The organism is Chitinophaga alhagiae (assembly GCF_003568665.1).
In the GTDB taxonomy this organism is placed as follows: domain Bacteria; phylum Bacteroidota; class Bacteroidia; order Chitinophagales; family Chitinophagaceae; genus Chitinophaga; species Chitinophaga alhagiae.
In genome coordinates this window covers 1,529,604-1,546,740 of sequence record NZ_QXMH01000001.1, presented here as the reverse complement: position 1 = coordinate 1,546,740, position 17,137 = coordinate 1,529,604, and the positions used below count along the sequence as shown (strand labels likewise).

Annotated in this window: 20 protein-coding genes; 16 read left to right on the top strand and 4 right to left on the bottom strand. The window is 51.9% G+C overall.

Translation table 11 applies throughout. From position 1 onward, the window contains the following. The first annotated feature begins 9 nt into the window (after window positions 1–9). The 9 genes from D3A97_RS06160 to D3A97_RS06120 all read left to right on the top strand — a co-directional run bounded on the left by D3A97_RS06160 (window position 10) and on the right by D3A97_RS06120 (window position 7,383). Window positions 10–1,047 carry a cytochrome c oxidase subunit II gene (locus D3A97_RS06160; protein ID WP_119077512.1) on the top strand — a complete coding sequence of 346 codons (1,038 nt, stop codon included), beginning with the start codon at window positions 10–12 and terminating at the stop codon, window positions 1,045–1,047. A 91-nt stretch (window positions 1,048–1,138) separates the two neighbouring features. Beyond that, complete coding sequence (locus D3A97_RS06155; RefSeq protein ID WP_119077511.1) at window positions 1,139–2,968, top strand: cytochrome c oxidase subunit I; 1,830 nt, start codon at window positions 1,139–1,141, stop codon at window positions 2,966–2,968. Between the two features lie 136 nt (window positions 2,969–3,104). Beyond that, window positions 3,105–3,983, top strand: a complete 879-nt coding sequence (gene cyoE, locus D3A97_RS06150) for a heme o synthase (RefSeq protein ID WP_232825866.1) — start codon at window positions 3,105–3,107, stop codon at window positions 3,981–3,983. Between the two features lie 7 nt (window positions 3,984–3,990). Next, on the top strand, window positions 3,991–4,554 hold the full coding sequence (locus tag D3A97_RS06145) for a cytochrome c oxidase subunit 3 (protein ID WP_119077509.1): 564 nt from the start codon (window positions 3,991–3,993) through the stop codon (window positions 4,552–4,554). Between the two features lie 50 nt (window positions 4,555–4,604). Further along, the gene (locus D3A97_RS06140; protein ID WP_119077508.1) at window positions 4,605–5,282 is read left to right on the top strand and encodes a cytochrome c oxidase subunit 3; all 678 of its coding nucleotides are present in this window, start codon (window positions 4,605–4,607) and stop codon (window positions 5,280–5,282) included. A gap of 49 nt (window positions 5,283–5,331) precedes the next feature. Then, a complete protein-coding gene (locus D3A97_RS06135) occupies window positions 5,332–5,718 on the top strand; it encodes a cytochrome C oxidase subunit IV family protein (RefSeq protein ID WP_119077507.1) in 387 nt (128 codons plus the stop codon). Window positions 5,719–5,859: 141 nt separating this feature from the next. Continuing rightward, a complete protein-coding gene (locus D3A97_RS06130; RefSeq protein WP_157986372.1) occupies window positions 5,860–6,537 on the top strand; it encodes an SCO family protein in 678 nt (225 codons plus the stop codon). Window positions 6,538–6,542: 5 nt separating this feature from the next. Continuing rightward, window positions 6,543–7,118 carry a DUF420 domain-containing protein gene (locus D3A97_RS06125; protein WP_119077505.1) on the top strand — a complete coding sequence of 192 codons (576 nt, stop codon included), beginning with the start codon at window positions 6,543–6,545 and terminating at the stop codon, window positions 7,116–7,118. A gap of 49 nt (window positions 7,119–7,167) precedes the next feature. Continuing rightward, entirely contained in the window at window positions 7,168–7,383 is a 216-nt protein-coding gene (locus D3A97_RS06120) for a hypothetical protein (RefSeq protein WP_232825865.1), read from the top strand. Window positions 7,384–7,387: 4 nt separating this feature from the next. Here the strand turns inward: D3A97_RS06120 and D3A97_RS06115 are convergent, their stop codons facing one another. Both D3A97_RS06115 and meaB read right to left on the bottom strand, forming a co-directional pair. Continuing rightward, window positions 7,388–8,011: a MarR family winged helix-turn-helix transcriptional regulator gene (locus D3A97_RS06115; RefSeq protein WP_119078457.1), complete on the bottom strand. Its 624-nt coding sequence runs from the start codon at window positions 8,009–8,011 to the stop codon at window positions 7,388–7,390. Window positions 8,012–8,226: 215 nt separating this feature from the next. Further along, entirely contained in the window at window positions 8,227–9,156 is a 930-nt protein-coding gene (gene meaB, locus D3A97_RS06110) for a methylmalonyl Co-A mutase-associated GTPase MeaB (protein ID WP_119077504.1), read from the bottom strand. Between the two features lie 15 nt (window positions 9,157–9,171). On the opposite strand from meaB, the gene D3A97_RS06105 reads away from it, so the two are divergent. Together D3A97_RS06105 and D3A97_RS06100 are read left to right on the top strand one after the other, a co-directional pair. After that, window positions 9,172–10,077, top strand: a complete 906-nt coding sequence (locus D3A97_RS06105) for a glycosyltransferase family protein (protein ID WP_232825864.1) — start codon at window positions 9,172–9,174, stop codon at window positions 10,075–10,077. A gap of 13 nt (window positions 10,078–10,090) precedes the next feature. Further along, window positions 10,091–10,873 (top strand): DUF707 domain-containing protein, encoded by a 783-nt coding sequence (locus tag D3A97_RS06100; protein WP_119077503.1) that lies wholly within the window; start codon window positions 10,091–10,093, stop codon window positions 10,871–10,873. Here the strand turns inward: D3A97_RS06100 and D3A97_RS06095 are convergent. Beyond that, entirely contained in the window at window positions 10,867–11,661 is a 795-nt protein-coding gene (locus D3A97_RS06095) for a glycosyltransferase family 2 protein (RefSeq protein WP_119077502.1), read from the bottom strand. The genes D3A97_RS06100 and D3A97_RS06095 overlap by 7 nt on opposite strands. Before the next feature lie 6 nt (window positions 11,662–11,667). Then, window positions 11,668–12,363: a class I SAM-dependent methyltransferase gene (locus D3A97_RS06090; protein ID WP_198673879.1), complete on the bottom strand. Its 696-nt coding sequence runs from the start codon at window positions 12,361–12,363 to the stop codon at window positions 11,668–11,670. Between the two features lie 114 nt (window positions 12,364–12,477). Here D3A97_RS06090 and D3A97_RS06085 point away from each other — a divergent pair, with 114 nt between their 5' ends. From D3A97_RS06085 to D3A97_RS06065, 5 genes are all read left to right on the top strand, one after another. Next, window positions 12,478–13,113: an LON peptidase substrate-binding domain-containing protein gene (locus D3A97_RS06085; protein WP_119077501.1), complete on the top strand. Its 636-nt coding sequence runs from the start codon at window positions 12,478–12,480 to the stop codon at window positions 13,111–13,113. 9 nt (window positions 13,114–13,122) lie between these two features. Next, on the top strand, window positions 13,123–13,866 hold the full coding sequence (locus D3A97_RS06080; RefSeq protein ID WP_119077500.1) for a type III pantothenate kinase: 744 nt from the start codon (window positions 13,123–13,125) through the stop codon (window positions 13,864–13,866). Then, window positions 13,847–15,142: a BamG family beta-barrel-assembly machinery protein gene (bamG, locus tag D3A97_RS06075; RefSeq protein ID WP_498365907.1), complete on the top strand. Its 1,296-nt coding sequence runs from the start codon at window positions 13,847–13,849 to the stop codon at window positions 15,140–15,142. The genes D3A97_RS06080 and bamG overlap by 20 nt, the downstream gene beginning before the upstream one ends. Before the next feature lie 4 nt (window positions 15,143–15,146). Beyond that, complete coding sequence (gene lptC / locus D3A97_RS06070) at window positions 15,147–15,704, top strand: LPS export ABC transporter periplasmic protein LptC (protein ID WP_157986371.1); 558 nt, start codon at window positions 15,147–15,149, stop codon at window positions 15,702–15,704. A 183-nt stretch (window positions 15,705–15,887) separates the two neighbouring features. Next, window positions 15,888–16,877, top strand: a complete 990-nt coding sequence (locus tag D3A97_RS06065) for an aldo/keto reductase (RefSeq protein WP_119077497.1) — start codon at window positions 15,888–15,890, stop codon at window positions 16,875–16,877. The last annotated feature ends 260 nt before the right edge of the window (window positions 16,878–17,137 follow it).

The following is a 17,137-nucleotide window of genomic DNA, read 5'->3' as shown; positions in this document are numbered from 1 at the left end:
TTCATAGCAATGTCAGGATATTTAGCAGTTTTAGTAGTTGTTCTCATATTCGTCGTGATCTTCCAGATCGCGAAGGCAAGCGAATATGTGTCCATTCTGAAAGGTGAAAAGAAATCGCGCGAGCAATCCAACCGCATCAACGGTTTCCTGATGATCGTATTCCTGGTGTTGGGGCTGATTGCCGTATGGTGGTGCCACGATCTCCTGGATGACAAGATGCTCGGAGAGTCTGCTTCCGTTCAGGGCGAAGGGGTGGACCAGCTCATCAAGGTGACATTCATCATCACCATGGCGGTGTTTGTGGTTACACAGATACTCCTGTTCTGGTTCTCTTTCAAATACCAGGAAAAAGAAGGCCGCAAAGCCTTTTATTTCCCCCACAATAACAAACTGGAGGTGATCTGGACGGTGGTCCCTGCCATTGCGCTTACTATCCTGGTGGCTTTTGGTATCCGTCACTGGATGCGCATCACTTCCGAAGCGCCGAAAGACGCCATGGTGGTAGAAGTGATAGGCAAACAGTTTAACTGGATGATGCGCTACCCCGGGAAAGACGGCCAGCTGGGCCGCCGCCACTTTAAACAGATCAACGAAAGCAACAACCCGCTGGGCCAGGACTGGGCAGATAAACTAAATCACGACGATTTCATCTCTTCCGAGCTGCACGTGGTAGTAGGCAAGGACGTGAAACTGATCATCGGCTCCCGCGATGTGGTGCATGACGTAGGCCTGCCGCACTTCCGCCTGAAAATGGACGCGGTGCCCGGCATCCCCACCACCCTGTGGTTTACGCCCAAGTTCACCACGGCAGAAATGAGAAAACGTACCGGCAACCCGGACTTTGTATATGAACTGGCCTGTGACCAGATGTGCGGAAAGGGGCACTATTCGATGAAAGCGAATATCGTAGTGGAAACACAGGAAGAATATGACGCATGGCTTGCATCTCAGCCCACGCAGTACTCCCAGGCCCACCCGGCTCCCGAGGCTGCCCCGGCCAAGCCAGCAGACAGTACCAAGGCCGTAGCAGTAGCTGCCGCCCATTAATTTTGAAGCCAGCGATTTTTGAAGAGAAAACATTAAAGACATAGCCGGCAGGCCTGCCCCGTTTACCGGCTGATCATAAACAGAACTTATTATGAGTAACGAAGCAACATTGCACAGTCAAGATTTAGCGCACCACGGCCACGTGGAGCACGGGCATGGTAATGGCCATGATGGTCACGACCATCATCATGAGGAGACCTTCATTTCGAAGTATGTTTTCAGCATGGACCATAAGATGATTGCCAAGCAATTCCTCATCACAGGGATCATCTGGGCTATCATTGGGGCGTTCTTCTCTGTACTGTTCCGTTTGCAACTGGGTTATCCTGAAGCTACCTTCCCCTGGCTGGAAAGCATTCTCGGCCACTGGGCCGAAGGCGGCAGGATCACGGCTGAAGCATATTATGCCCTGGTTACCATGCATGGTACCATTCTCGTATTCTTCGTACTGACGGCCGGTTTGAGCGGCACCTTCTCCAACCTGCTGATTCCCCTGCAGGTAGGCGCGCGTGACATGGCTTCTCCATTTATGAATATGCTGAGCTACTGGTTCTTCTTCCTGGCCAGCGTGATCATGATGAGCTCCCTGTTCGTACAGACCGGGCCTGCTTCCGGAGGCTGGACGGCTTATCCCCCGCTGAGCGCCCTGGGAGACGCTTCCATCGGTTCCAAAATAGGGATGGACCTCTGGCTCATCAGTATGGCCATCTTCGTTGTGTCATCACTGCTGGGCTCACTGAACTATATTTCCACTATCCTGAACATGCGTACCAAGGGCATGAGCATGACGAGGCTGCCGCTCACCATCTGGGCGTTCTTCTTCACCGCCGTGCTGGGCGTACTGTCTTTCCCGGTACTGCTGAGCGGTTTCGTACTGCTGCTGTTTGACCGCCATGCGGATACCAGCTTCTACCTGAGCGAGATCTTCATCCAGGGTAAGGCGCTGGCCCACGAAGGCGGTTCCGCTATCCTTTACCAGCACTTGTTCTGGTTCCTGGGGCACCCTGAAGTATATATCATCATTCTCCCTGCCATGGGTATGGTGTCTGAAATACTGGCCGTTAATTCGCGCAAGCCGATATTCGGCTACCTGGCAATGGTGGGCTCCCTCTTTGCGATCTGTATCCTTGCGTTCCTGGTATGGGCGCACCACATGTTCGTAACGGGGCTGAACCCCTTCCTCGGCGCGTTCTTTGTACTGCTGACCCTGCTGATTGCCGTACCGTCGGCTATCAAGGTGTTCAACTGGTTAACAACTATCTGGCGTGGTAACATCCGTTTCACCCCGGCGTCGCTGTTCTCCATCGGTTTTGTGAGCACCTTCATTTCCGGTGGCCTTACCGGTATCTGGCTCGGTAACTCCGCTATAGACATTCACCTGCATGATACCTACTTTGTAATTGCGCACTTCCACATTGTAATGGGCGTGTCCGCGTTCTTTGGCATGTTTGCCGGTATCTATCACTGGTTCCCGAAAATGTACGGCCGTTATATGAACCAGACGCTGGGCTTCATCCACTTCTGGATCACCCTGGTGGGCGCGTACCTCATTTTCTGGCCCATGCACTACGAAGGGATGGCCGGCATGCCCCGCCGTTACTTTGATTACTCTACCTGGGCTTCCTTCAACCAGTTTGAAGGCCTGAACCAGTTCATCAGCTTCGTGGTAATTATTGTATTCGCCACGCAACTGCTGTTCGTTTTCAACTTCTTCTACAGCATATTCAAAGGCCGCAAGCTCACCACGCCTAACCCGTGGAACGCTACGTCACTTGAATGGACCACCCCGATCAATCCCGGCCACGGTAACTGGCCCGGCGAAATTCCGGAGGTACACCGCTGGGCTTATGACTACAGTAAAGACGGGAAGGACTTCATTCCGCAGACCGTACCTGTATCGCCAGACGAGTCCAACCACTAGGGAGTAGAAGGGTGTTGTAACTGCTTATGGATCAATTTTATGCAGTTACAACACAAAACAGGAATTAGCGCGGGAGATCGAAATTGTGGAACAGATTTAGTGAAGAAATCATATGTTGCAAGAAAATTCCATAAAGTTGTCTTTATCATACGCCATCGCAAGCAGGGTGAAAGATTATTTCATGATGATGAAATTCACCCTCACCTTCCTGGTAGTGTTTTCCTGCGTGGTAGCCTACCTGCTGGTGCCCGGCGTGGAATTTGACTTGATCAAAGTTCTTTTATTATTTACAGGTGGCATACTGGTATCCGGCTCGGCCAATATCATTAACCAGATACTGGAAAAAGAAACAGACAAGCTGATGGCGCGCACGGCCCCCAGGCCATTGCCCGCCGGCCGCCTTACTGTTTCCGAAGCCAGTGTGGTGGCGGTAGTGACCGGGGCCACGGGTATTGCCGTTATGGGTTTTACCTTTAACTGGCTGGCCGCGGGCCTGAGCCTGCTTTCCCTGGTGATATACGGTTTTGTGTACACACCCTGGAAAAAATGGAACTCCCTGGCTGTGCTGGTGGGCGCCTTTCCCGGCGCTTTGCCCCCGCTGATAGGCTGGGCGGCAGGGGACAACGCCCTTTCAGAAGGCGGCTGGGCCTTGTTTGCCATACAGTTCCTCTGGCAGTTCCCCCATTTCTGGGCTATTGCCTGGGTGGCGCATACAGACTATACCCGTGCGGGTTTCAGGCTGATGCCGTCTGACAGGGGGCCGGGCAAAATGATAGCCCTGCAAAGCGCCATGTATGCGCTGCTGCTGATACCGGCGGGCGTAGCGCCTTACCTGCTGGGCCTTACCGGGTATATTTCAGCTATTGTGGCCATCCTCATAGGCTGTTTTTACCTGTACCGCGCCATCAACCTGTACCGTAAATGCGATGTGCCTTCGGCCCGCAAGCTGATGTTCGGCTCGTACATTTACCTGGCAGTAATATTCCTGGCATTGTTGTTTGATAAAGTAAAATAGTGAGGAGATGATTACAATGAACGCGCAAAAAAACAAGATACACCCGCATAAATACTCCATGTGGATAGCCATGGCCAGCATTACCATGATGTTCATCGGCTTCACAAGTGCTTATGTGGTGAAACGCGCCCAGGCCAGCTGGCTGAGCTTTGAGCTGCCCTCCATTTTCTGGGTGTCTACCGGCCTTATCCTGCTGAGCAGCGTAACCATCTATTTTGCGCAACGCCAGTTCAAGGCCCGGAACATGGGCAGCTATAAACAGCTCATTACCATTACGGCGCTGCTGGGCCTGGCATTTGCCGCGTGCCAGGTGATCGGTTTTTCAGACATGAAGAACCATGGGCTGGCGCTGGACAGTACGGTGTCTGCCTCTTTCATTTACGTGATAGTAGGGGCGCACATCCTGCACGTGCTCGGCGGTGTGGTAGTATTGCTGGTGCTGTTTTTCCGCGCTTACCGTACGCGCATCAGGACCTACAGCTCGGTGCCTATTGAAGTGGCGTCCACTTACTGGCACTTTGTAGACGGGCTCTGGATTTACCTGCTGATATTTTTCAGCCTGGCAAGATAATTTTTAAAGAAGATACTGTTTAGAACCAATAAAATTCATAATTCGTAAAAATGGATAACGCAGTAACAGCGAAGAAAAAATGGTGGAACGGAGGGTATTCCCCCTTCAGCGTGAGCTATGGCAAGTTGATGATGTGGTATTTCCTGATCTCCGATGCCTTCACGTTTGGCGCATTGCTGATATCTTATGGTACGCAGCGTTTCATGGCAGAAGCCTGGCCTGACCCGAACGTGGTGTTCCACTCCTTCCCGTTCATGGGGCATACCAACTTGCCGCTGGTATTTGTGAGCTTGATGACCTTTATCCTCATCATGAGTTCCGTTACCATGGTACTGGCTGTGCACGCCGGCAAGTATATGGACAGGCAGGGCGTAACCAAATGGCTGGTGCTCACCATTGTTGGCGGGTTGATGTTCCTTGGCTGCCAGGCCTGGGAATGGACGCATCTGCACGAAGTAGGCGCCTGGTGGGGCCGCAACCCCTTCCCGAACGCAGACGGGTCTGCCGCCATCTCTACCAACTTTACTGACTTCTTCTTCACCATTACCGGTTTCCACGGCCTGCACGTAACGTCTGGTGTGATACTGAATATCATTGTGCTCATCAACGTACTGAAAGGTACCTACGAGCACCGCGGTCACTACGAAATGGTGGAAAAAGTAGGCTTGTACTGGCACTTTGTAGACCTGGTTTGGGTATTTGTATTCACCTGCTTCTACCTGCTGTAAGTAACAGAATTGAATTGATTATCATAAAAGAAACTGAATTATTTAGATCATGGCGCATACACATTCAGCACACGATAAAGACGCACAGGTAAAGGTTATCTGGAAAACGTTCTGGATATTGTTAGGCATCACTATCGTGGAAGTAGGTATGGCATTCGTGCACCTCTACACAGGCTTTCCCAGCAAGTTATGGCTGAACTCACTGTTCATTCTCCTTACCTTGTTCAAAGCCTTTTACATTGTGGCAGAGTTCATGCACCTCAGGCACGAGATCAAGAACCTGATCATGACCGTCCTGATGCCGTTGATGCTCTTCATCTGGTTCATCATCGCATTCCTTGCAGATGGAGACTCCTGGAAGAACATGCGGAAAGACCTTTCACCGGGCACGCCCGTCAAAAAGGAAGCGCCTGTAGCAGCGCCTGCTCATCATTAACACCATTGATCAACGATCATCGCAGAATGTAAAAGTGATGCCTTCAGGACCTGATTGCTTCACTTTTACATTTTTGCATTTATGTCACTTTAAAATCTTAACGTCATTTCCAGGAAAGCATTATTAGGAGTAGCATTGGCCATGCTGGTACCCCTGGCGGGTTACCTGATAGTGGACCATTACGGCAAGAACGTGGTGCATATACCGCCCTATCTTATTGCGGAAAGGGTAGACACCATTGTGAAAGATGGGAAAACCACCTACGATACCGTGTATCACCAGGTGAAAGATTTTACGCTGACCAACCAGCTGGGAGAAGCGGTACGCCTGAGCGACGCCAAAAACCGGATACTGGTGGTAGACTTCTTCTTTACCAGCTGCCCCACTATTTGCCCCACCCTCACACAGCACCTCAAACGGGTACAGGACGCGTACGAAAAGAACGATACGCTGATACAGATCATTTCCATTACGGTAGACCCCACGCGGGATACGGTACAAATGCTCAAGCGGTATGCGGACCGGAACAATGTTGACCCGAAGAACTGGTGGCTGCTCACCGGGGACAAGAAGGAGATCTATGACCTGGCCCGCCACGAGTTTTTTGTGAACGCGGTGGAAGGAGACGGCGGCCCGGACGATTTTATCCATACAGAGAAGTTTGTGGTGATAGACAAAGACCGGTACATCCGCGGCTATTACAACGGGCTTGATACCAATGATATCAGCCGCATGGTGAATGATATTGCCGTGCTGCACATTGCGAAAGACAAGAAGAAACCCGGCCTGCTGAAGCGCCTGTTCTCTTCCAAACAGTAGTGAACATGAGTAACCTGAAAAACAAGAACCTGAACCTGCCCATAGCGATCATTTCCATCGTTATACCGGTAGTGGTGGCCGTACTGTTTGTACTGCCCAAGCCTGATATTGAGACCGGTTTTGATGTAAGGGTGATGCCCTTTTTTCATGCGCTGCTCAACTCCGCCACCGCCGTATTGCTGCTGGCCAGCCTGTTTTTTATCAAGAACGGGTATGCCACCGCCCATAAATGGGCTAACCTTACCGCGGTGATCTTGTCCGTTTGTTTCCTGCTGTCTTACGTTACGTATCATTTTCTTACAGAAAGCACCAAGTTCGGGGACATGAATCATGACCAGGTGGTAGACGCTATGGAAATAGCCGCGGCAGGCAACATCCGTTACCTGTATTTCTTTTTCCTGCTTACCCATATTGTGCTGGCCGTGGTAATAGTACCGCTGGTGCTGTTTACGCTGCTGCGCGCGTTCCAGGGAGATAACGCCCGCCACCGCAAAATTGCGCGCTTTACCTGGCCCATCTGGTTTTATGTAGCGGTTACCGGCGTGGTGGTATACATCATGATACAGCCGTATTACGCATAAGCTGACGCAAATCAGGTGCGGCACTATAAAAATGCCTTAACTTCGTACCGTGAAAAAGCTGTTTTTAATACTGACAATATTGGCGCTGCTGCTGCCCTGCAGTGAATTGCTGGCGCAATGTTCCCTCTGCACCAAAACGGCCCAGCAACTGGGCGAGGGGCCTGCCAAAGGCCTCAATAACGGCATTCTCATGCTGGCATTTACGCCGCTGGCCCTCATGGCTTTTTTAGGCTACCGCTGGTGGAGGAGCCAGAAAGCCCAATAAATTTTCAATTGCTTAAACCGGCCAACGGCACGGTAAACTCGGGGCAGTCTACCCGCAGGTCTCCCGCTTTCAGGAAAGATTTTACAAGGTTGCAGTAATGCAGCTTGCCTTTCTTTTCATAAAAACGGCAGTTGAGGCACATGCGTTGCGGCGTGATCACCAGGTTGCGGTTCAGGTCTTGTATCAGGTTCAGCAGCTGCTCCAATAAACCGCCCTGCTTTTCTGCTGGTATGGTATTTACAGAGCGTTGGATGGGGTTGGCAAAATCTTCTATTTTACGGGCAATCATTTTTCCCTCCCTGGTGAGCAGGAGCGTGTGGCTGCGGCTGTCTTTAATATCTTCTTTCCGTTTCAGCAATCCTTTTGATTCTACAGATTTGATAGCATCACTGATGGTAGCCTTGGTCATGTTAAAATGAGAAGCCAGGTGCGTAACGGTCTTGAACTTGTCTGGATAATGCAGCAGGTAAGTGAGTATCTGCACCTGTATGGGGCTGATACCATGTTGTTTGGCTTCCTGCCAGAGCAACACCCGAAATGCTTCAGACAGCCTTTCTAGTGCCGCTACCACTTTGCTTGCGGTATTGGTTGCCTGGTGTTCAGGGTTAAAGGTAGATTCCTTTGCCATGTTCAAATTTATGTAACGGGTTGCTGCTGGTGCCCGAAAAGATCCTAAAAATACTAATTTTCAGTAGTGTGCGAATAGCACGTTCATGTTGTTTGAAAAACCGCCATTAGAACGATGTAAATCAAACAAAATTGTGTCTGGTTGATGTCGATGGTCCTTACTGCCGTAACAAATATAAGGTGGTTGCATGAAACCGCCCGGAATGGTGAAAAATTTCACTGCGGTCTTTCCGCAGCGGTCCACTTTGCATATTGTTGTACAATGCGGTAAAGGTTGAATTGCGGATGGTCCAGCAGTGCCTGTACTTCATGGAGGAGCGCCTGTTTGTCTACATCCTGCATGCGGCGATGCTGTATCAGCTGGTAGGCTTTTTCCGCCAGCAGCAGCGCCTTTCTTTCCCGGTTGCCATGCGTCTGCAGGCGGTGCGCATCCAGGGCGGCTATCAGTTCCGGAATGCCCGCTGCCGTGGTGGCAATGGTTTTGATCACCGGCGTTTCCCAGCCTGCCGTACGTTTGGTATGGGCCAGCAGGCGGAGGTTCTTTACAAATTCGTTTGCAGCAGGGCGGTCGGCCTTGTTCACTGCAAAAATATTGGCGATCTCCATCAGTCCAGCTTTCATGGTCTGTATCTCGTCTCCCGCTTCCGGCACCACCACTACCACCGTGGTGTCTGCCACGCCGGCTATTTCTACTTCGCTTTGCCCTACGCCTACTGTTTCAATGAAAAGATAATCGAACCCGGCGGCTTTCACCAGGTCACTCACCTCCAGTATTTTAGGGCTGAGCCCGCCGAGCGCGCCGCGGCTGGCCATGGAGCGGATAAATACGTTGGGGTCTGAAAAATGTGTGCTCATGCGGATGCGGTCTCCCAGCAGCGCTCCGAAATTAAAAGGGCTGGAAGGGTCAACGGCTATGACGGCCACTTTTTTCCCTTCCGCCGTTAAAGCGGTGATCAGCGCATTGACCAGCGTACTTTTACCGGCGCCCGGCGGCCCGGTAATGCCCGCCACCCGCGTATGCCCGCCTGCCGGCAGGGCCTCCAGCAAAGCGGTGTAACCCGGTGCTTCGTTTTCCACCAGTGATATGCAGCGCGCCAGTGCCCGTACATTGCCCTCCCCTAAACGGGCGAGTAATTGCTGATACATAAAACAAATGTATCAATGATTTTCCACATCTTTGCAGCCATGAAAGTGTCCGGATTTACTTTTGTTCGCAATGCGGTGAGGTATGATTACCCGGTGGTGGAAGCGATCCGCTCCATTTTGCCGCTGTGCGATGAGGTGGTGGTCAGCGTGGGAGATTCGGACGATGGTACCTTGCAGCTGATCGAATCCATTGGTTCTCCCAAGCTGCGCATTGTACATTCCACGTGGGACGATTCCCTGAAAGAAGGCGGCCGCATTCTGGCCGTTGAAACAGACAAGGCGTTTGCGCATGTGAGTGAAGACAGCACCTGGGCTTTTTACATACAGGGAGACGAAGTGGTGCATGAAGATGATTACCCCGCCATCCGCGCCGCCATGGAACGGTATAAGGATGATGCGCGGGTGGAGGGCCTGCTGTTCAACTACCGGCACTTTTACGGCAGCTACGATTACCTGGGAGATTCCCGCACCTGGTACAACAAGGAAGTACGCATTATCCGCAACAATAAAAATATCCGCTCCTACCGCGATGCGCAGGGTTTCCGCCTCAACGGGAATAAGCTGCACGTAAAACCTGTAGCGGCTTGGATGCATCATTACGGCTGGGTAAAGCACCCGCAGGAGCAGGCTAAAAAACTGAAGAACTCTATTTCCCTCTACTTCGGGAAAGAGGAAGAAAAAGCGATTGAGCGCCATGGCCTGAAAGACGCGTTTGACTATGCAGGCATAGACTCGCTGGTGCGCTTTACGGGTCAACATCCCGCTGTGATGCAGGCGCGTATTGCCCAGAAGAACTGGCAGTTTGAACACGATGTGAGCAGGAAGAACTTCAAAGGCCTGAAACGCAAGGTCCTGTACTGGATAGAGCAGAAAACGGGCAAGCGCCTGTTTGATTACAGGAACTATAAATTATTGAAATAGACTGATCCACCATATGTCTTCCAGAAATTTGCTGATCATGCCTTTTGGCAACCAGTCTTTGTTAAGCAGCTGGATAACGGATGCCGCCAACCGGCGCTTCAACGTACTGCTGCTGTATTATCATCCGCAGATCACACAACCGGAGCTGTTGCAGCCTTCCACCGCCTTCCGCGTATGCCACCTGAAAGATTTTAAATGGTGGATGATCAAAGACCTGTTTGATCAGCAGCCGGCGTTGCTGGAAACCTATGACCGTTTCTTTTTCCCGGATGATGATATTGTGATGGCGCGTGAAAAGATCAACTGCCTGTTTTATTTCTTTGAGAGGTCCCGCACCGAACTGGCGCAGCCCGCGCTCACCCGCAACTCTTTCAAAAGCTGGAAGGCCCTGCTGCAAAAGCGTTTGTCAGGTATCCGTTATATGAACACCGTGGAGCTGATGTGCCCGATGATGACCAGCGCGGCCGTCAGGCAGTTGCTGCCTACCTTCAAGCTGACCCGCTCGGGTTATGGAATAGACCTGCTGTGGGGCGAAATGGTGCGCAAGGCGGCCGGGGATAGAAGCATTGCCGTATTTGACACGCAGCCTGTGTACCACTCCAAGCCGGTAGGAAAGGGCGAGCTGTACAAAAAAGTACCGGAGTCCGTATTTGCGGAGCGGGACCGGATATTCAGCGATTATCATATTACAGACCAGGAGATCCACAGCATGCCGCTGCCGGAAAACAGCTGGTGGCAGCAATGGAAAAGTTACCGGCAATACCGGCAATACGCAGTTGACTGCAAAGCTCAGTGAGTGATGTGGCGGGATAGCCCTTCTTCCGCAAAGGTCCTTCTTTCCAGCCGGGTTTGGGCCAGCAGGCGGTCATTCTCCGCTTCGCGGCCGCGGGAGGCTTCGCGGTGATGAATGTGGTACATGATGCCGCCGCCTTTTAGGAAACGTTTGCGAACGCCTGCATTCACCAGGCGGATGGCCAGCTCGCTGTCTTCCCTTCCCCAGCCCGTGAATATTTCATTATAACCGTTCACCTTTTCCAGGTCAGCTTTCCAGAAAGCCATGTTGCAGCCTTTTACGTCAAACGGGTCTTTTTTATAGCGGTGGGCCAGGAAGTCCGATATCCACGGCATGTGCAGGCTGTTGAAAAAGTTCTTGCTGTTTTTACGCAGCAGGGTGGCGTTGATATTTTTGGTGGTCAGTACTTCCCTGGACAAGGCTTCTCCCATCAATACGCGGCTGCCTGTGGCAAAACAGCCCGGCCGGGCAAAGCGTACGTGGTCTTCCACAAATTGCGGGTGCAGTATCACATCTCCGTCAATCTGGACAATGTAGGGCTGCGCGGCAGCCAGTATGGCCTTGTTGCGGATGCCAGCCAGCCGGAAGCCCTCATCCGCCTGCCAGATATGTTTCAACGGTATGGGAAACCGCTGCTGGAAGGAGGTGATCAGTTCACGGGTGGCGCCGCCGGAGCCATCGTCAGCCACCAGCACTTCGGCCGGCATCACTGTTTGCCCCAGCACGCTCAACAGGCAAACCTCCAGTGCGGCCGGCCAGTTGTAGGTAGATATGCTGAGAGAGATCTGCATGTGTTCTTAATTCGGGATATTAAAATAATCAAAAAAATAATTCGCCGGCTTCAGGTTCAGCAAGGCTTCGCGGTTTTGTTCCAGGTCGTTGTACCCCATATGCCGGATCTGCTCCGGTGAATAGGGCAGTTTTTTCTCCGGGGCGCCTTTGGTAATGATACCCAGCCCTTCGTCACAGTCCAGTACAAATACGTTAATATCATCCCGGGTGCTACGCAGGTGAACAATTGACTTCCATACGTCACCGTTCCATTTACCGGTGAACCTGGCCGCTTTCCACTCTTCAAAAGTGCCCGCATGTTCCGGGGTTACCGGGTTGCAGTCATGCATCACAATGACGCCGCCCTCTTCCAGGTATTGCAGGCAGTTTTCCACATCGCGCAGCGCATAACCATATTCATGCATGCCATCTACCAGGCTCACCTGCAGGGCTTTTTCCGCAAATACCTTTTCCGCGTTCTCGCGGAAGAAACGGTCGCTTTCCTTTTCAAAAAAGCGGCTTTCCCAGATATTGGCGGGCTGTTTTATATGCATCCAGATCTTTTTATACCATTTCATTTTGAAATAGGGATCTACGGCAATTTTGCGGGGCGCCCTGATCGGGAAAAAATTGTAGCCCTTAAATACTCCGATTTCCAGATAGGTATGGGCGTTGATTTTCCGTATAAGGCGTTCGATGACGAAGCGACGGTTGATATCCATGTAACAGTTGTTGTAGTTGTAGGTTTTCGCGTTGCGCTGCTGAAAATTCTGCGGCAAGATATATATAAAATCTTTAGTTTAGATGTGTATTTTCATTGTATTGTTACAGGTACCATGACCAATTTCATACCCATATTTCCCCTCGGCATAGTTGTTTACCCGGGTGAGCAGCTGAACCTTCACATTTTTGAGCCGCGGTACAAACAACTGGTATCCGAATGCATCCAACACCAGAAGCCCTTTGGTATTCCCGCGGTGATAGACAAAAAGGTGAACGAGTTCGGCACGCTGGTAGAAATAACGGCCGTGGAAAAGCAGTATGACAACGGGGAGATGGATATTAAAACGAAGGGCCTCAGGGTGTTCCGCATCCTGGAGATCATCCGCGAGGTGCCTGACAAGCTGTACGCGGGCGCTATTGTGAACTATCCTGAAAACCACCAGCGTACCAGCCGCAACCTGCAGAAGCAGGTGCTCACGGCGGTGAGGGAGCTGCACCAGATATTGCAGGTGAGCAAATCTTTTCCCCGGGCAGACGAGCACCTGCATGCTTATGACATAGCCCACCATGCCGGCCTTTCCCTCCAGGAGGAATATGAGCTGCTGCATCTTTTCCAGGAGCTGCAGCGCCTGGAGTACCTGAAGCGCCACCTCACCAAGGTGATCCCCATGATGATGGAAATGGAGCGGCTGAAAGACCGGGTGAAGCTCAACGGCCACTTCAGGAATTTATCCGTGGATAATTTTTAACTTGGCGCCATGATAGGCCCGATTTTTTGCCTGGACCTGGGTAACTCCCGCCTGAAATGCGGGGTGATGCTGAACGGGGAATTGCAGCAGGAACTGTTTTTTTCAGCCACCGGATTGCTGGACGAAGTGCGCGGCGCGCTGGAGCAATTCCGGCCGGTGGCGGCTATTTTATCTTCCGTGGTAGACCACCCGCGGGAGCTGGAAACCCTGCTGGCCGCCCATACTGCCTTTACCCGGCTGCACCATACCACGCCGCTGCCCATTGGCCTGGCCTACGAAAAGCCGGAAACGCTGGGGGTAGACCGCATTGCCCTGGCCGCGGGGGCCTGGCGCCAGTTTCCCGGCCGGCACAGCCTCATTATAGGCGCCGGTTCCGCCATTACCTACAATTTTTTGCATAAATCCGGCCAGTTCATGGGCGGGGGCATCAGCCCCGGCATAGACATGCGTTTCAAAGCGCTGCATGCCTTTACGGATAAATTGCCCCTGGTGGAGCCATCCACCCAATATGCCTTTGTAGGGTACAACACCCGCCAGAGCATACTGAGCGGCGTGCAGGAAGGGGCCGTGGCTGAAGTGGAAGGCATGATAACAGCGTACGCCCGCCGCTACAGGAACTTTAACGTGCTTTTAACAGGGGGGAATTTGGTTTTTTTTGCTTCCCGCCTTAAAAATAAGATATTTGCAAGCCCATATTTAATGTATAAAGGTTTAAACTCAATTGCAGAACTCAATGTATTGGACAAAAGCTAGCTTCTTTTGCCTGTTAGGCGTTATTGTGCTATCGGCAAAAAATGCTGCGGCCCAGGATAATTCTCCGTACTCTCGCTTTGGTTTAGGCGAGCTTTCGCGTTCCGAAAATGCCGTCAATCTGGGTATGGGAGGGGTTGCGCAGGCTTATTCAGACGCCCAGTCCATCAACTTCCTGAACCCGGCCAGTTACTCCAACCTGCAACTGGTTACATTCGATGTGGGCCTTAACGGCGGCGTACGCCGGCTGGCTGGCGCGGATATCAGCTCCCGGTCCGGTTTCGGCACGCTGAGCTACCTGCAGCTGGGCATGCCCCTCGGCAAAAAATGGGGCCTGAACATTGGCCTCCGCCCTATGACAAGGGTGGCCTACAACATTGCGGAATCTGAGGAAAAGACCTATTTCGATACGTTGAAAGTACCCGTAGTACACCAGTACGAGGGCAGCGGGGGTACCTATCAGGCCTATGTGGGCACCGGTATAGGCTTTGGCGGTTTCAGCATTGGCGCTAACATCGGCTACCTGTTCGGTAACGTGCAGCACAGCACCAAAGAGCTGTATTCCACCGCTTCCAGCATTCTGCCCAGCAAACACAGCCGCCGCATCAGCTACAGCAGCTTCTTCTACTCCGTAGGCCTGCAGCAGTCCATCAGCCTGGGCAAAGACCTTGAGCTGTCACTGGGCGTAAGCGGCAGCCTGGAGCAAAAGCTCAACGCCCGCCGCGAGCGGATGCGTGAAACGCTTTATTACGACGCCGCCTCAGACGAGTATGATACGCAAGACACTGTGCTGTACGAAAGAGGCACCAACGGTGATATTGTATACCCCCAAACCATCGGTGCGGGCATCATGCTCACCAAAACCGATAAATTTACCTTTGGCGCGGACTTTACCACGTCCAAATACAGCAACTTCCGCAGCTTTGGCGATCCTGACTCTACGCAAGACAGCTGGAGAGTAAGCATAGGCGGCCAGTTTGTGCCCAACGCCAGCTCCTTCACCGGGTACTGGAACAAGGTAGCCTACCGCCTGGGCGGCTTCTTCGGAAAAGATTACATAAAAGTGGGCAGCAAAGACATGAACATCATGGGCTTTTCTATTGGCGCCGGTTTCCCCGTCAGGAGGATCATGCCGGCCATGAACCAGTTCACCATGATCAATGCCGCATTTGAAGTAGGCCAGCGCGGAGACATCAACATTGTCAAAGAGACCTATTACCGGCTCACCCTGGGCTTCACCCTTAGCGACCGCTGGTTCATCAAGAGCAAATACGACTAATACCTTGAAACAACTTCTCACATACCTGGCCGTAGCGCTGGTTTGCTGTAGTTGTGAAAACGACATGAACGCTGTACGCCGTTTTGATAAAGACAAGCTGGGCGTAGAGCAGGGGTATAACGTGGAAACCATCATGAGCCAAACGGCCCACGTAAAAGGTATCCTCACTTCGCCTTACATGGAAAGGCATACTACCCACCCGCCCTATACGGAATTTCCCCGCGGCCTCAAAGTAGTGTTCTATTCAGATTCCCTCACTATTTCAAGCATACTCACCGCCAATTACGGCAAGTACATGGACGGCGAAAAAGACGTGTACCTGCGTGACAGCGTAGTGTTCATCAGCCTTAAAGATCCCAAGAACATTCAACGGCTGGATTGTAAAGACCTGCGGTGGGACGCAAAAAAATCCCTGTTCACCACGGATAAATACTGCCGCTATTCCACCCCTTACGATACGCTGTTCGGCGTGGGCTTTGACGCCAACCAGGATTTCTCCTGGTCAAGGTTTCACACGGCGCACGGCTCTTTCATGGCGCCAGACAGCAGTTTTGTAGAATAAACATATTCCGCTATAAACGCAGCAAGCCGGTCATATGACCGGCTTGTGCGCTTTAACCTATTTTTTAACCTAAAATTTCCTGACTTACATGGTCAACAACCATGCCAAAGTATTATTTTCCAGGGCTTCCTATTGGGAGCATGAATATTTATTTTTGGTTCCTCAATATCAAATCAACACATCATGGAATACAGAAGACTCGGTAAATCCGGCCTGCAGCTCAGCGTACTGTCTTTCGGCAGCTGGATCACCTTTCACAAGCAAATAGACGATTCGCTTTCTGACCGGCTCATGGGCCTGGCGTACGACAACGGTATCAACTTTTTCGACAACGCGGAAATATACGCCCTGGGCGAATCTGAAAAGATGATGGGCCGGATATTGAAGAAGAAGAACTGGGACAGAACATCTTACACCCTTTCCAGCAAGGCGTACTTTGGCTGGCGGGGCGAGCAGAACAAGCCCAACCAGACCGGCCTCAGCCGCAAGCACCTGACAGAGGCCTGCCATGAGGCGCTGCAACGGATGGGGGTAGATTACCTGGACCTGTTTTTTTGCCACCGGCCAGACAAGCACGTGCCTATGGAAGAAGTGGTGTGGACCATGAACATTCTCATCCAGCAGGGCAAAATTCTTTACTGGGGCACGTCTGAATGGAGCCCGGCGGAAATTATGGAGGCCCACATGATAGCCCGGCAATACAACCTCATTGGCCCCGTAGTGGAGCAACCGGAGTACAACCTCTTTCGCCGGGAAAAAATGGAGCATGAGTACCTGGATGTTTTCCGCACGGTAGGGTTGGGCACCACCATTTTCAGCCCGCTGGCCTCCGGCCTGCTGACCGGCAAGTATAACAAAGGCATTCCGGAAGGTTCCCGCCTGGGCCTGGAAGGTTTTGAATGGCTCAAGAACCGCAATTTGCTGGAAGAGAATGTGGCCCGCGTGGTAAAGCTGGAGGCGGTAGCCGCGCAGCTGAACACCAGCCTGGCCACCCTGGCGGTAGCCTGGTGCATCCGCAACCCGGATGTAACTACCGCCATCCTTGGCGCCACCAAGGAAGAGCAGCTGAAAGAGAACCTGAAGGCGCTGGAGGTGTACCCTTTGCTGACAGACAGCATATTGGAGGAAATTGACGGTATTATGCAAACCAAACCCCGGGCGCGTACGCATTGATGCTGCCGCGGAAAACGTGTAGCCCTCCCCGGGGCCGCAGGCGGGTGCCGCTGGTTAAATTGCTGTTAACAGTACTTTATTTAATACGTTTACGAGATAAAACCTGCCTTTGGCGAAAACAGGAGTACAGATGTGCGGCACGTGCCTATCTTTGTATTGGTTTTTCATAGGATATGGTTAAAAATATTGAGGGCGGTATTCTTACCGCCCTATTTTTTTCCCCCTCTCTTCCCGTATTTCCCCTCAATTTGGCTAATTTC